The organism is Thermoclostridium caenicola, from assembly GCF_900142095.1.
GTDB classification, from domain to species: domain Bacteria; phylum Bacillota; class Clostridia; order DSM-8532; family DSM-8532; genus Thermoclostridium_A; species Thermoclostridium_A caenicola.
In genome coordinates this window covers 1-13,270 of sequence record NZ_FQZP01000026.1, presented here as the reverse complement: position 1 = coordinate 13,270, position 13,270 = coordinate 1, and the positions used below count along the sequence as shown (strand labels likewise).

The 13,270-nt window shown below is 51.3% G+C and carries 15 protein-coding genes; 6 read left to right on the top strand and 9 right to left on the bottom strand.

All coding sequences use genetic code 11. From position 1 onward, the window contains the following. Positions 1-48: 48 nt before the first annotated feature. From F3H12_RS07945 to F3H12_RS07930, 4 genes are all read right to left on the bottom strand, one after another. On the bottom strand, positions 49-471 hold the full coding sequence (locus tag F3H12_RS07945) for a HutP family protein (protein ID WP_243133228.1): 423 nt from the start codon (positions 469-471) through the stop codon (positions 49-51). Positions 472-539: 68 nt separating this feature from the next. Further along, complete coding sequence (locus tag F3H12_RS07940) at positions 540-980, bottom strand: hypothetical protein (protein ID WP_188118440.1); 441 nt, start codon at positions 978-980, stop codon at positions 540-542. A 70-nt stretch (positions 981-1,050) separates the two neighbouring features. Then, positions 1,051-2,283, bottom strand: coding sequence for a BaiN/RdsA family NAD(P)/FAD-dependent oxidoreductase (locus F3H12_RS07935; protein ID WP_149678809.1), 1,233 nt, complete (start codon positions 2,281-2,283; stop codon positions 1,051-1,053). A 22-nt stretch (positions 2,284-2,305) separates the two neighbouring features. After that, positions 2,306-3,193 carry a MurR/RpiR family transcriptional regulator gene (locus F3H12_RS07930; protein WP_149678808.1) on the bottom strand — a complete coding sequence of 296 codons (888 nt, stop codon included), beginning with the start codon at positions 3,191-3,193 and terminating at the stop codon, positions 2,306-2,308. 292 nt (positions 3,194-3,485) lie between these two features. On the opposite strand from F3H12_RS07930, the gene sigK reads away from it, so the two are divergent. Both sigK and F3H12_RS07920 read left to right on the top strand, forming a co-directional pair. Beyond that, positions 3,486-4,184, top strand: a complete 699-nt coding sequence (sigK, locus tag F3H12_RS07925; RefSeq protein ID WP_149678807.1) for an RNA polymerase sporulation sigma factor SigK — start codon at positions 3,486-3,488, stop codon at positions 4,182-4,184. 159 nt (positions 4,185-4,343) lie between these two features. Then, the gene (locus tag F3H12_RS07920) at positions 4,344-4,760 is read left to right on the top strand and encodes a hypothetical protein (RefSeq protein WP_188118439.1); all 417 of its coding nucleotides are present in this window, start codon (positions 4,344-4,346) and stop codon (positions 4,758-4,760) included. Between the two features lie 93 nt (positions 4,761-4,853). Here F3H12_RS07920 and ytvI read toward each other — a convergent pair whose 3' ends face one another. The 5 genes from ytvI to F3H12_RS07895 form a co-directional block, all read right to left on the bottom strand. Continuing rightward, positions 4,854-6,008 (bottom strand): sporulation integral membrane protein YtvI, encoded by a 1,155-nt coding sequence (gene ytvI, locus F3H12_RS07915; protein WP_188118438.1) that lies wholly within the window; start codon positions 6,006-6,008, stop codon positions 4,854-4,856. A gap of 32 nt (positions 6,009-6,040) precedes the next feature. Next, the gene (gene thpR, locus F3H12_RS07910; protein ID WP_149678804.1) at positions 6,041-6,643 is read right to left on the bottom strand and encodes an RNA 2',3'-cyclic phosphodiesterase; all 603 of its coding nucleotides are present in this window, start codon (positions 6,641-6,643) and stop codon (positions 6,041-6,043) included. Positions 6,644-6,754: 111 nt separating this feature from the next. Continuing rightward, entirely contained in the window at positions 6,755-7,213 is a 459-nt protein-coding gene (nifU, locus tag F3H12_RS07905; RefSeq protein ID WP_149678803.1) for a Fe-S cluster assembly scaffold protein NifU, read from the bottom strand. A 43-nt stretch (positions 7,214-7,256) separates the two neighbouring features. Beyond that, positions 7,257-8,444, bottom strand: a complete 1,188-nt coding sequence (nifS, locus tag F3H12_RS07900) for a cysteine desulfurase NifS (RefSeq protein WP_149678802.1) — start codon at positions 8,442-8,444, stop codon at positions 7,257-7,259. A 275-nt stretch (positions 8,445-8,719) separates the two neighbouring features. Further along, positions 8,720-9,490 carry a class I SAM-dependent methyltransferase gene (locus tag F3H12_RS07895; RefSeq protein WP_149678801.1) on the bottom strand — a complete coding sequence of 257 codons (771 nt, stop codon included), beginning with the start codon at positions 9,488-9,490 and terminating at the stop codon, positions 8,720-8,722. A 288-nt stretch (positions 9,491-9,778) separates the two neighbouring features. Between F3H12_RS07895 and F3H12_RS07890 the strand changes: the two genes are divergently transcribed. The 4 genes from F3H12_RS07890 to F3H12_RS13590 all read left to right on the top strand — a co-directional run bounded on the left by F3H12_RS07890 (position 9,779) and on the right by F3H12_RS13590 (position 13,063). Then, entirely contained in the window at positions 9,779-10,495 is a 717-nt protein-coding gene (locus F3H12_RS07890; protein ID WP_149678800.1) for a TVP38/TMEM64 family protein, read from the top strand. A gap of 57 nt (positions 10,496-10,552) precedes the next feature. Then, complete coding sequence (locus F3H12_RS07885) at positions 10,553-11,635, top strand: LCP family protein (protein WP_149678799.1); 1,083 nt, start codon at positions 10,553-10,555, stop codon at positions 11,633-11,635. Between the two features lie 156 nt (positions 11,636-11,791). Next, positions 11,792-12,886 (top strand): sodium ion-translocating decarboxylase subunit beta, encoded by a 1,095-nt coding sequence (locus F3H12_RS07880; RefSeq protein ID WP_479694072.1) that lies wholly within the window; start codon positions 11,792-11,794, stop codon positions 12,884-12,886. A 48-nt stretch (positions 12,887-12,934) separates the two neighbouring features. Next, positions 12,935-13,063 (top strand): hypothetical protein, encoded by a 129-nt coding sequence (locus F3H12_RS13590; RefSeq protein WP_279231992.1) that lies wholly within the window; start codon positions 12,935-12,937, stop codon positions 13,061-13,063. Positions 13,064-13,270: the final 207 nt, after the last annotated feature.

Here is a 13,270-nt window from a genome sequence, read left to right as displayed (position 1 = left end):
TCCCCCATTTGCTGAACATGCTGTGCCCAGCCATGGCATACCCATGGACTAGACCACGCGGTGGCCGATACCGATGGCCACATCGTTGAGATGGAGCAAACCGATGCCGAAGAATACGGCGACGCTTACATGTACACCATGCCTTGCCACGGCAATCTTTCCGCCCACATTGAGGCCGATGGCCTTCGGCATAACCTGGGAAAGGGCTTCTCTGGCCGCGCCGGCCACAGCGCCTTCCTCGGCGTGGGATTCCTCGATAACCCCTTCCCGCTTGGCGGATACAACCGCCCGTTCAATGATCCGGGTCACCGAACTGATGAATTCCCCGCCGAAATCCACGGCGGACGTTTTGATGCCGATGCCTGCCAATTCCTTCTGCAGCATTTTCTCTTCTTCCCTGTCGTTTGTCAGCGCCATCCGTATGGCAGCCTTGACAACATCCCTGCTGCCCAGCATCTCATGGTGGTTCATAAAGGTATCCTCCATCCATTATCATTTTGATTATATTGGAAATTAACCGACAGGACAAGGGCAATTCATCAGTCCCTGACATGGGCTTGCAGGATACGGTTCATGCCCGGGCTCACCTTGACCGTTTTTTCCTTCATATCGGTATAAAGTCCGCTGCTCTTGTCCGAAAGGTAAACATAAAAGGCATGGGTATGCGGCGCGGCGTGAATCTCCACCACGTCCCCGTCATTCAGTTCCAGTCTTACAGGGAACTTGTCGATCACCATCACGTGCAGGCCGTTGATATACAGGGAAGCGCTGTTTGCCGCATACTCCCCCAGAAGGTTCAGCGTGGCATAGCCCTTGCCGATAACGGACTGGTAGGCCCCGATGGGCACCCCATTCAATTGATCGGTACGAAACCTCTCTCCGTACGGAGACAGGTGCGCCAGCTGCACGGCGATGAGCAAAAGGAGCATGGCAATGGCCATAAACTTCATGAGAAAATCCATATAACCACCTGATACCATGGATGGATATCCCCATTTTTCCCATGGCACGGATGGTTCATACGATTTCCGCAGCAGTACAGGAAATGGATCATATGCTGTTTCCGGCCGTATAACCGGTGGACAGGGCAATGGTCAGATTGTAGCCTCCCGTATAGGCATCCACATCGATGATTTCCCCGGCAAAGTACAGGCCCCTGACCAGTTTCGATTCCATGGTCCTGGGATCAATTTCGCTGATCCGGATGCCTCCTGCCGTAACAATGGCCTCAGCGATGGGCCTTGAACGCGAAACCGTCAGCCGGATGCCCTTCAGCAGGGAAACCATCCTTTGCCTGTCCTGGCGGGTTATCTGGTGCACCGGCTTTTCCGGCGGTATCCGCAGCAGTTGGATGACCACAGGAATCATGCTTCTTGGAAGGAGCTCATGGAGCGCATTGGAAAACTGTTTCCTGGAGAATTTCTCAAAGTCCCTCTGGATGCGCCTGTCCAGGGTCTCCTCACTCAGGGCGGGCTTCATGTCGATAACCAGCTGGGCTCCGGAAAAGCCGCAGTCCAGAATATGCCGGCTCGCGCTCAGGATGAGGGGCCCCGATACCCCGAAATGGGTGAACAGCATCTCGCCCTGTTCCTCAAAGACTTTTCTGCCGTTTGGATCGTACACGGTGAGGCCCACATTCTTAAGGGTCAGGCCGCTAACCTCTTTCACCCAGGTCTCGACGGTCTCCAACGGCACCAGGGAGGGTTTGAGATCGGTGACCGTGTGCCCCAGCTTCCGGGCCATCCTGTAGCCGTCCCCGGTTGAACCGGTGAGGGGATAGGACAGTCCTCCCGTGGCGATCACCACCGCATCCAGTTCATAGAAGTCGCCGTTTTCCAGGATAAGACCGTTCACCTGTCCGTCCCTGGCAACAACATCCTTAACACTGGCATTGTACCTGATGACGGCGCGGTTTTTCAGGGCATAATCAACCAGGGCGTCGCAGATATCCGAAGCCTTGTCGGATTCGGGAAACACCCTGTTTCCTCTTTCGATTTTCAGCCTGACGCCGCGATCCTGGAAAAAGGCCATTATATCGTGGTTGGAGAAACGGCTGAGCGATGAATACAGAAACCTCCCGTTTCCGGGAATATGCCTGATCAGTTCCTCTTCAGGGCATGCATTGGTGATGTTGCACCGGCCTTTCCCGGTTATCATGAGTTTGCGGCCGGCACGCCTGTTCTTCTCAAACACATACACTTTATGCCCGAGCTCGGCCGCCCGGCCTGCTGCCATAAGCCCGGCCGGGCCTGCGCCAATGATGCCTACACGCTTATTGCTCAAAACGTTGTTCAACCTCCGGCTGTTAATCGCGATTCAGCGAGGTGTGCCGATCGTCATTCTCATTTTCATAGATCTGATACTCTTCCCAGAGCTTTTCGAGCTTTTCCAGCGTCGCATGGATCTGCTCCTTTCGCTTCAGCCCGATGGCAACGATCAGGGCGTTGATCATGCTCAGCGGTGCCACCAGGGAATCAACGAAGGACGCCATGTCGCTTCGGGCGAAGAGGCAGTAATCCGCATACCTGGCCAGGGGCGAGTTCTGGTTGTCGGTTATGGCCACCACCGTGGCGCCCTGCTTGCTGACGAACTCCAGAGCCTTGGCGGTGCGCCTTGAATAACGCGGGAAGCTGATGCCTATCACCACATCCCCCGCCCTGGCATTGACGATCTGCTCGAACATTTCGCTGACACTGGTAGTATGCACTAATCTGACATTTTCAAATATCAGGTTGAAGTAAAATCCGAGGAAGCTGGCAAGGGGAGCGGAACTCCTGACGCCCAGGATATAGATCCTCCTGGCATTCAGGATCACGTCAACGATGGCGTTGAAGCTCTTTTCATCCGCTTCTTCCAGGGTCACCCGCAGCTTGTTCATATCGGCCTGAAGTACACTTTTCATCACATTTTCCGGGTCGATCTGGGTGGAGGACACTTCCAGCCTCTGGGCGGAAGTGAGCTTGCTTTTAATGATTTCCCTCAGGGCTTTCTGAAGCTTGGGATAGCCGTCGAATCCCAGTTCTATGGCAAAACGGACCACCGTCGATTCGCTGACGCCCACCTCATTTCCCAGCTTGGCAGCCGTCATGAATGCCGCTTTGTCATAATGCTCGGTTATATAGTTGGCTATAAGCTTTTGTCCCTTGCTGAAATTCGGGTAGCCTTCCTTTATTCTCGCGATCAGATTCTCCATATTCCACCTCAATCAAAATTGCAATCCGGGAATAAAACAATTTCAGAAGCATATTTCTTATAGAGGATAATACTGCGCTGGACAGACATGCTTCATCATAAATAGAATACTGTTTTACAAAGAAAAAATCAAGATAGCCTTTGGTATACCCGGTCAGGACAAATCCTGTCCATAGCCTCCAATTATGCAACCTGCCGTTTTTGGACTTGCATCTTTACCATCCAATAACCTGTGTCAAGTCATGGCACCCATGCATATACTATATTTGCGACACTGTTATGAGGTATTCAAGATGTTTCCTGCCCCTTTGGTGTCCCTATGCTCCAAACTGCTGTCGCAGTATTTGCTGGCCGGTTTTATAACAGGCCCCCAATCCTTCCCCCAACCGCTTTCTGCGGAAGAGGAGATTCGTCTCGTCGACGCCTGCCGAAAAGGCGATGAAGATGCCAGAAACCTGCTGATCGAACATAACCTCAGACTGGTGGCGCACGTGGCGCGGAAATATGCCGTGAACGCCGCCGACTCGGATGATTTAATCTCTATTGGAACCATTGGCCTGATCAAGGCTGTGTCAAGCTATGATCCGGATAAGGGAATTCGACTGGCCACTTATGCGGCGCGGTGCATTGAAAACGAAATCCTGATGCACCTGCGGGCATCCAAAAAGCTTCAGAACGAGGTATCCCTCAACGAGCCCCTGGGTACCGACAAGGAAGGTAACGAGATCTCCCTCATCGACATCCTGGGCTGCGAAGATGAGGAAGTGGAAGAAAAGGTTGACCTGACGCAGCGAATTAAAAAGCTTTACCGCCTGATACGATCCGTCCTGGAAGGCCGGGAGCAGATCATCATCCGGCTCAGGTACGGGCTGTGCGGCGGATGCGGCAAAACGCAGCGCGAAGTGGCGGAAAGCCTCGGCATCTCGCGCTCCTATGTGTCCCGTATCGAAAAGAAGGCCCTGAGCAAACTCCAGGAAGGCCTGAAACAATAGTACGTCAAGTGATCCAAACCATGATCCAGGGGGACAGCTCTCCCGGTTCTTCCTTAATTGGAAGATCCAGAAGGGATGTCCCCTTGGATCATCTTGGATTCCTTCCATGGCTGTGGTAAGATTATGCCGGAACGTTTGGAAAATCTGTGGGGTGAGGAAATGAAGTTTGAAAAAACCCTATATCGCAGAGAGAAAGGCAAAAGGATAAGCGTCCGCACCCGTCTGGCTTTTAGCGGAAACGCCAAGAAAGCATACAATACGTTGAGCATCATCTTTTTCGTCCTGATGTTTTCAGTCTTTATTGCGGCCAAAAAAGAACTCATAGGCATTGGGCTGGCAGCCGCTCTGGTCATTGCCCTCATATTGGTTTTGATTGCCGTCCCTCTAGTCATTACCGTAAAGGATAAGGGAAAGGAAGCTGTCATAAGCGAACTCAAAGAGAACATGGTCAAAACGGTAACCGAGACCGATATCAGGTATTCCGTATTCGGCGGCAGCTATGACAACAGCACTTACACTGAAATCCGCAATGCCCCCGCAACACCAACCATAATCGATGAAACCGAAAGCAAATAATGGGGTATATTGCAACGTTCTTCGGATGAAAGCATACGAAAAATCCCGCTTATGGCGGGATTTTTTATCAGCACGATTTAATCAGGCTGCGGTTCAGGGAGGCTCGGGCAAATCCTCACCCGCGTTACACGGCTCCCTGGCCGTCGATGCAGGTTCCTTTCCCCTGAAATTCCTTTCAAACCAACCTTTAAGGCCTTCGGTTTTCAGGATGCTTTCCAGGATGTACTTGATGATCACGATCGTGATGGGTCCCAGGAACATACCGAGGACACCCATGAACTTAAGACCGAGATACATGCCGAACAGGGTAAACAGCGGATGAATGCCTATCTGCTGGCCGACCACCTTGGGCTCAATGAGCTGGCGGACAAAGATGATGATCAGCCAGAGCAGCGCCAGGGAGAGCCCCTGTCTCGTATTGCCCGACAGCAGATCGATAACGGCCCAGGGCAGCAGGATGGAGCCTGTGCCCAGAATCGGCAGGGCATCGACCAGGGCGATGATGAGCGCCAGGAGAAGGGCATTTTCAATGCCGATGATCAAAAACCCGACCAGGACCTCGCTGAAGGTAATGGTCATCAGGATAAGCTGGGCTTTCAGCCATCCAAACAGCGCTGTAAAAAGGTTATTGATAACGTTCCTCGTATTCTTCAGCCATTCTGAAGGAATCTGGGAATCTAGGAACTGGGCAATCCTGTGCTTGTCGCTGGACATAAAATATGTGGCCAGGATGGTCACCAGGATGAAGATCACTGCCTGGGGCAATGATATGGCAAACTGGAACGTGCCGGTGGCCAGATCCGCAACCGGTTTGAGGAAGTTTGACAGGTTGTTGGACAGATTATTGATGGCGTTGTTGATGCTGTCGGACACCTGCACGGGAAGCTTCAGGAACAGATTGTTGGCCTCCCTGATCACACTGTCAAAAAAGTCGGCTATGCCTTCAAAGGTAATATTCAGGCTGTTGTAAACATTGATGATTTCCTTGATGAGCCTTGCGATCAAAAGGCCCAGTATGGTCAGGATGGCGCCAAGCACCACCAGGATGGAAAAAAACGAACCGATTTTTCGGGATATGCGCAGCTTGGTCTCGATAAATTTGACGAGGGGTTCTATCAGGGAAGAAAAAACGAATGCAATGATAAAAGGCACAAAGTAACGCCCGATTTTAATGAGTACAAAAACACCCAGGGCAATAAGCAGGATCTTGATTACAGAAAATATGGTCTTTTTCAGGGCATCCGGCATTGCATACCTCCAGAAAACCGGCATCTAATACGTTAGTTTTTGCTGAGCGGAAAGAACGACTGCTGAAGATAGACAAGCTTTCCTTCCCTTCGTGTGCTTTCCATCAGCGATATACCGCCCACGGCGATCCTGTGTTCGGGTACGCGCGCATGCTTAAGCAAATCGTCCAGGGGGGTGCCTTCCGATGCATGGCTGACGGCAGTTTTTCCGGCAAAACCACGGGAATCATCCAGCGCAGCTTCTCTCACAAGGGTGATGTGAGGCTTATACCTCTCCTGTCCGGAGAACTCGCTGAACGCTGCTGCCAATTCATCCGCAAGATCTTTCTGCAGGCTGAAAAGCTGCTTATTTGGTTTTATGCCGCACCATATGATCGGACGACTTCCTTTGCTGAATTTACCCAATTCCCCAAGTTCCAAAACAAAAGGCTCATGCCTTAAGGCAACTTTCTGCAATACCGATTCCAGCGCCGGCAGCGACGCTGGGCTTACCTCGCCGAGGAATTTCAGGGTGAGATGGAGGTTGGGCAGGCGGGAAAAGTTTCCCCTTATCCCGTTTTCGCGCAAATACTCCTGAATCCCGTCCAAAACTGCCCGGGTGCCGTCATCAAATTCAATCGCCACAAAACATCTCATACCCTGACCACCAATCGGACAGGGACTGAGGCCGCATGTTTTCTGCCGGCCCAGCCCCTGTTCCAATCCTCCGTTTTTCCGTATCTTCATCTGTCCAAAAGGACAGCCATCTTACTCCCCGTCTTCTTCCACTCCATGATCGTGCTTGAAACCGCATCCGCCGCAGCATCCACTGCATCCCGCATACTCGCCGTCGGTATCCAGGCCGTGTCTGGCACGATAATCCTGGAGGGCCGCCGCGATGGCTTCCTCGGCGAGAACCGAACAGTGGACCTTTGCGGGCGGCAGACCGTCAAGGGCATCCATAACAACCTTGTTGGTAATCTGTTCAGCCTCCTTGATGGTCTTTCCCTTGATGAGCTCCGTCGCCATGCTGCTGGTGGCAACAGCCGCACCGCAGCCGAACGTCTTGAACTTGGCATCCACGATCACGCCGTCTTCAATTTTCAGATACATCTTCATGATGTCGCCGCACTTGGGGTTGCCAACCTGGCCAACACCGTCGGCGTCTTCTATCTCACCCACATTTCGCGGGTTCATGAAATGGTCCATTACTTTTTCACTATACATTTATTTCAGTCCTTTCCGTTCTATATCATAAATATGAAGGTTTTTACTTATTCGCCTTTAAAAAATCCTCATAGAGAGGAGACATGCTTCTCAGCCGCTCCACGATCTCCGCCAGGCAATTCACCAGGTAATCCACTTCTTCCTCGGTATTGGCTTCCCCAAAGCTCAGCCGCAGGGAACCGTGAGCGATTTCATGGGGCAGGCCAATGGCCAGCAGGACATGGGACGGATCCAGGGAGCCCGATGTGCAGGCCGATCCGCTGGATGCCTTGATGCCTTTCATGTCCAGCAAAAGAAGGAGGGATTCCCCTTCGATAAACTCAAAGGACACGTTGAGATTCCCGGGAAGCCTGTGCTCCATGGAACCGTTTACCCTCACATAGGGAATCCGGTTCAGGATCTGCTCCCTGGCCTTGTCCCTCAGGCGCCTGATCTTTTTGGAATACTGGTCCATATTGGCAACGGCGAGCTCCAGAGCCTTGGCCATACCGACAATACCCGCGACGTTTTCGGTGCCGGCACGCTTGCCCCGCTCCTGGTGGCCGCCATGGATCAGGTTTTCCAGGCGCACGCCTTTCCTGATGTAGAGGACACCAACACCCTTGGGCCCATAGAACTTGTGGCTGGATATGGAAAGCAGGTCCACGCCCAGATCCTTAACGTCGATGGGGATGCTGCCGGCTGCCTGAACCGCGTCGCAATGGAACAGCACACCGTGCTTCCAGGTGATCTCTCCAATGGCCTTGATGGGCTGGATGGTGCCGATTTCATTGTTGGCATACATGATGCTCACAAGAGCCGTATCAGGCCTGATGGCCTTTTCCACGTCGGCCGGATCGACCAATCCCTCAGAGTTTACAGGCACAAACGTCACATCATAGCCCTCTTTTTTGAGATACTTGCAGGTTTCGAGGACCGCAGGATGCTCAATGGCCGATGTGATGATATGCTTTCCGCCCTTTTTGCGGGCTGCGTAAACCGCTCCTTTAATGGCCCAGTTGTCGGCCTCGGTACCCGATCCGGTAAAGTAGATCTCGCCAGGCTCCGAAGCCCCAATGCATCTGGCGATAGTGGCCCTGGCCTCCTCAACAGCTTTCCTGTTGTTTCTGCCAATGGAGTAAATGGAGGAGGCATTGCCATATTCTTCGACAAAATAAGGCTTCATCGCCTCAAACACTTCCGGTTTCACATAAGTGGTTGCCGCGTGATCCAGATATATCAACTTCTCCATAACAATCTCTCCGTTTCATACAGCGAGTCATTGCTTATATGCAATGCGTATCATCATAAAAGTTAGCACTGCCTAAATCAAAAGTCAACATGCGCCGTCTCTTGGTTGTGGCAAGAATTATGGTTGAAACTCCACATTTGTATTATACCTTTTCAGTGATCAAATAAACAATATGGAAACCATACGCCTTTTGCAGGTCAGAAGTCGATTTTATTAACAAAAATATACAAAACGGCAGACCTGTGTCTGCCGTCGGCATCAAAACCCGCTTATTGTCAGATGGCCGCATCCGGTTTTCCGGCATAAGCGCGGATTTCATACCTGTAATTGACTTTTCCTGACTGCTGATAGAGCTCAAAAAGAAGCTCCATCTCCTCCAGAAGGTCATCATATCTGTCATCCCCAGGTCCGGGAAGGCAGAAGGAGGAAAAAAGCCTTCCGCAGAAACCGTCAAAGTCCAGGGATAACTGACCGGAATGCGAAAAGCTCGAAACCCCGGAAGGGGAAAAGAAGGCCGAATAGACGCTGTCCATATCCGCGCCGTCCTTCCCCCGCCCGTATCCTGAATATCTCCGGATGAGCGCATCGCATTCCCGGGCAAACTCGTCGTCACCGGCAGGCTTCATGCCAATCAGGACTACGGAGCCCTCCGGCCGCAGGATGCGTCTGAACTCCCTCCGGCATTTTTCACCGTCGAAATAGTGGAAAGACTGGGCACACACGATATGATTGACGGATGCATCGGACAGCGTGGTATTCTCTGCGGATGCTTCCAGCGAAAAAAAACGCGGGAATTCGTCTGACAGAATCCTTTCCGCTGTTTCACGCAGTTCCCTGTCGGGTTCTATGGCCACCACCCTGCTGCCGCGTTCCAGCAGGTGCCTCGTGAAGGTACCTGTGCCTGATCCGATATCGGCAATCACCGATTCCCTGGAAAAGTCGCATGCGTCGTATAAAAAGTCAATCAGTTTTTCAGGATAGTCGAGCCTGTACTTCAAATAGTTTTCAACAGTACTGAGCGAATGACTGCGGCTTGCTGTTACCATAAAACCACCCTGACATATCCTTTTGGCTTTTGTAAAACAGGGGTAACCCCGCCAACAGGTGCATTATACCATAATTATGCCATGCTTTTGCGTATTGCCGGGATATTGCTCACACCCATCTTTCACCTTTTCAGGCGGTCTTTATTTTTTCATAAATTGATATAGGTTTTCGTCTTTATTTATCATTTTCGTGTTATGATAATAGTCGGTATTGCCGGACCTGGCAGGAACCACACAGGGTTTGATTCCCAAAAACAGACCAAATAGTCGGGGTTTGATTGTCGTTGTATGAAAGGAAAGCCTGAAAGCGTCATCAATACAAGCAAGAAGCGTTTTGCAATCCAGTTGTTTCTCTTCATCCTGTTCATCGGTGCCATCGTCGCACTGACCATACTGTATGCTCCTGCCATCACCAGGCTTGTGGGCAACCCGGATCATTTTCGTCAATTCATCGATTCCTATGGCGCATTAAGCATCCTGGTATTCATCGGTTTCCAGGTGCTGCAGGTCATCATTGCGGCCATCCCCGGGGAATTTGTGCAGATCGCAGGCGGATATATATTCGGAACGGTCCTTGGCACCCTGTATTCGGTCATCGGGATCATGATTGGCGCCGTCATAGCCTTTTTTACGGCCAGGCTGCTCGGGTACAGGGTGATCGCGGCGCTCATCTCCCAGGCAAATATTGATAAATTCAGCTTCCTTCTGAACAACAAGAAGGGCGAGATGATCGTCTTTCTCCTCTTTCTCATACCGGGCCTTCCCAAGGATATTCTCGTATATATTGCCGGGCTCTCCCCCCTCAAACCCTTTCGGTTCTTCGTCATTTTTCTCACGGCCCGCCTTCCCGGGCTGGTGGGATCGTCGCTGATAGGCGCAAACATTCAGCAAAAAAATTACGTTTTTGCGCTTGTCATCTTCATTGTGGCCTGTGTCCTGTTTATGATCGGCCTTTTTTCCAAGGATTTGATCATGAGAAAACTTAAGGGAAGAAGCGACGATTGACAGGCCGGGTAGACTGTGCAAGAATGTGTAATGTACTAAAAGAGGATTGGGAGTTTTATGGCAGCAAAAAAAGCAGCAGCAAAGAAAAAACGAAGCATATTGCAGAAAATCCTGATCGTTGAGATTATCCTGTTCATCCTTGCCGGACTGGCGGCACTCTATGTACTGGTCCTGCACAAAACACCTGCAGGCGAGTTCATCGGGAGGTTTTTAAGCCCGGAGGAAGGCAGCAAAAGCATCAAGGAAAGACGTGTTGCGACAAACAAGCCTTTTGCGCTGACGAAGAACCAGAAATATTATAAATCCCTGGCGAATCCGGAAAGCATCAACGTGCTGATCATCGGCGCCGATGCGGAAGGCGCCAACTACGACACGCTTATGGTGGCCAGCATCGACGAGGAGGCCAATACGGTCAAGCTGATCAACTTCCCAAGGGATATCTACATCGATTACAGCGACGAGGTTTTGGCAAAGCTCAAGAAGGCATTCCCCAAGTACACTTCTGCCAAGGGCATATTCAAGATCAATGCGGCCCATACCATCGGCAGAATGATAAAATACAAGGAGGGAGCCGGGCGTTTCCAGAACGCCGAGTTCGAATTTACCTGCGATCTCATTGAAGAGGTTTTCGGCATCTATATTGACGACTTTATCTATATGAAGCCCTCCAGCTTTGCCCGTATCGTGGATTACTTCGGCGGCGTGGATATTGAAGTGCCCTACCGCATGAAGTACACCGATCCTGTACAGAATTTTTCAGTGGACCTGAAGAAGGGCTTCCAGCACCTGGACGGCAAGCAGGCCGAAGGCTTCGTCAGGTTCAGGCAGGGTTATGACGAGAACGGCAAGTTCAGAGGCATCGGGGATCTGGAGCGGAAGCAGAACCAGATCAACTTCGTTAAGGCCTTCCTGAAACAGCACATGACCCTGGGCAACATCGGCAAGATCATTCAGATCGCGGGCGATCTGGATGAGTATGTGACCACAAGCATCGATAGAGCCCAGGAGACAGCGGAATACGGAAAAGTGGCCGAAAAGCTTTATAAGAACAAATTTACCATTGAATCCGAAGAGATTGAGTGCGAGGATGTCACCATCCAGAAGGTCTACTATCTGAAGCTGAAAACAGCAGGAAAATAAAGGTCCTGCATTGTTTGGCGCATATACATCAACACCGGAAATCACCGTGCCCAAGGAGGAACATCGGAAATGCTGGAAAAACTGAACGAACTGATAGCAGCGCTTTCCAACCAGAACATGGATATAGCCAGGGAAATTGGGCTAGAATTTCTTGGCATGCTCGTGATGTTTGCCATCGGCGGCATCCTGATCTATCTGGCAATCAAGAAGGACTATGAACCCGCCTTGCTTTTGCCGATAGGATTCGGAGCCATCCTCACCAATATCCCCATGACAAACATCTTTACAGGTCCGGACGGAGAAACGGGCGTATTCGGATTCCTGTACAACAACACCATTGCCAATGAGCTTTTCCCTGTGCTCATCTTCATCGCAGTAGGTGCCATGATCGATTTTACACCCCTGTTCCAGACACCATTCATGCTGTTCTTCGGCGCCGCTGCCCAGTTTGGCATATTCGCCACCATGATGGTGGCCCTGCTGTTCGGCTTCAGCCTGCCCGAGGCGGGAGCCATAGGCGTTATCGGAGCTGCGGACGGCCCCACATCCATTTATGTGGCCAATGCCTTCAAGCTGGACAAGGGACTCATTGCCGCCATTACCGTAGCCGCCTATTCCTACATGTCGCTGGTCCCCATCATCCAGCCGCCGGTCATCAAGCTTCTGACCACCCCTGAGGAAAGGAAGATCCGCATGAACTTCCATCAGCGTAAGGTCAGCAAGCTGGCCAAGATCCTCTTCCCCATCCTGGTGACCATATTCGCAGGGTTGATCGCCCCGGAAAGCGTAGCCCTGGTCGGCGCCCTGATGTTTGGAAACCTTATCCGGGAATGCGGTGTGCTGAACAGGTTGTCTGAGACAGCGCAAAACGTGCTGGCCAACCTGGTAACCCTCTTGCTTGGCATTACCATTGGAACAACCATGACCGCTTCCTCATTCCTCAACTGGAAAACCCTTGTGATCATGTTGATGGGCCTGGTAGCCTTTATCTTCGACACCGCCGGCGGTGTGCTGTTTGCCAAGTTCATCAACATGTTCCGGAAGGAAAAGATCAATCCCATGGTGGGCGCCGCAGGCATCTCGGCTTTCCCCATGTCCGCCCGTGTGATTCAGAAAATGGCAAAAGAAGAGGATCCCATGAATTTCGTCCTGATGCAGTCTGTTGCGGCCAATGTTTCGGGTCAGCTGGGATCGGTGGTTGCCGGCAGCATGATCCTGGTCCTTGTGGGCCGCCTGATCGGTTTGGTTTAAGATATGATGAAATAGGACATGCAATCTGTTGAAAAGGATGATGATAAAATGAGCGAAAATATCATAAATGGTTTAAAAATCAGCGGACTGGGTCTTTTGGGCGTATTCGGCGTACTGATCATCTTCTATATCATTGTCATTCTGCTGGGTAAAATAAAGGCCAAGGAAGAGGAATAATCCGGCCTGAGTCGGCCCATCTTCCCTGGCCTTTGGATGCCGGCATCCAACGCCTATGCAGCTTTTCTGTTTGTGATAAGCCCTGTTCTTTCGAGCACGGGCTTTAATTTTGGGTTCTATAATAAATGTTGGGGTGCCGAAGGGAAATAACTTCGGTGCTCCAACATTTTTTGCAAAAAAGAGAGCATGGAGTTGAAATCTCAAGTA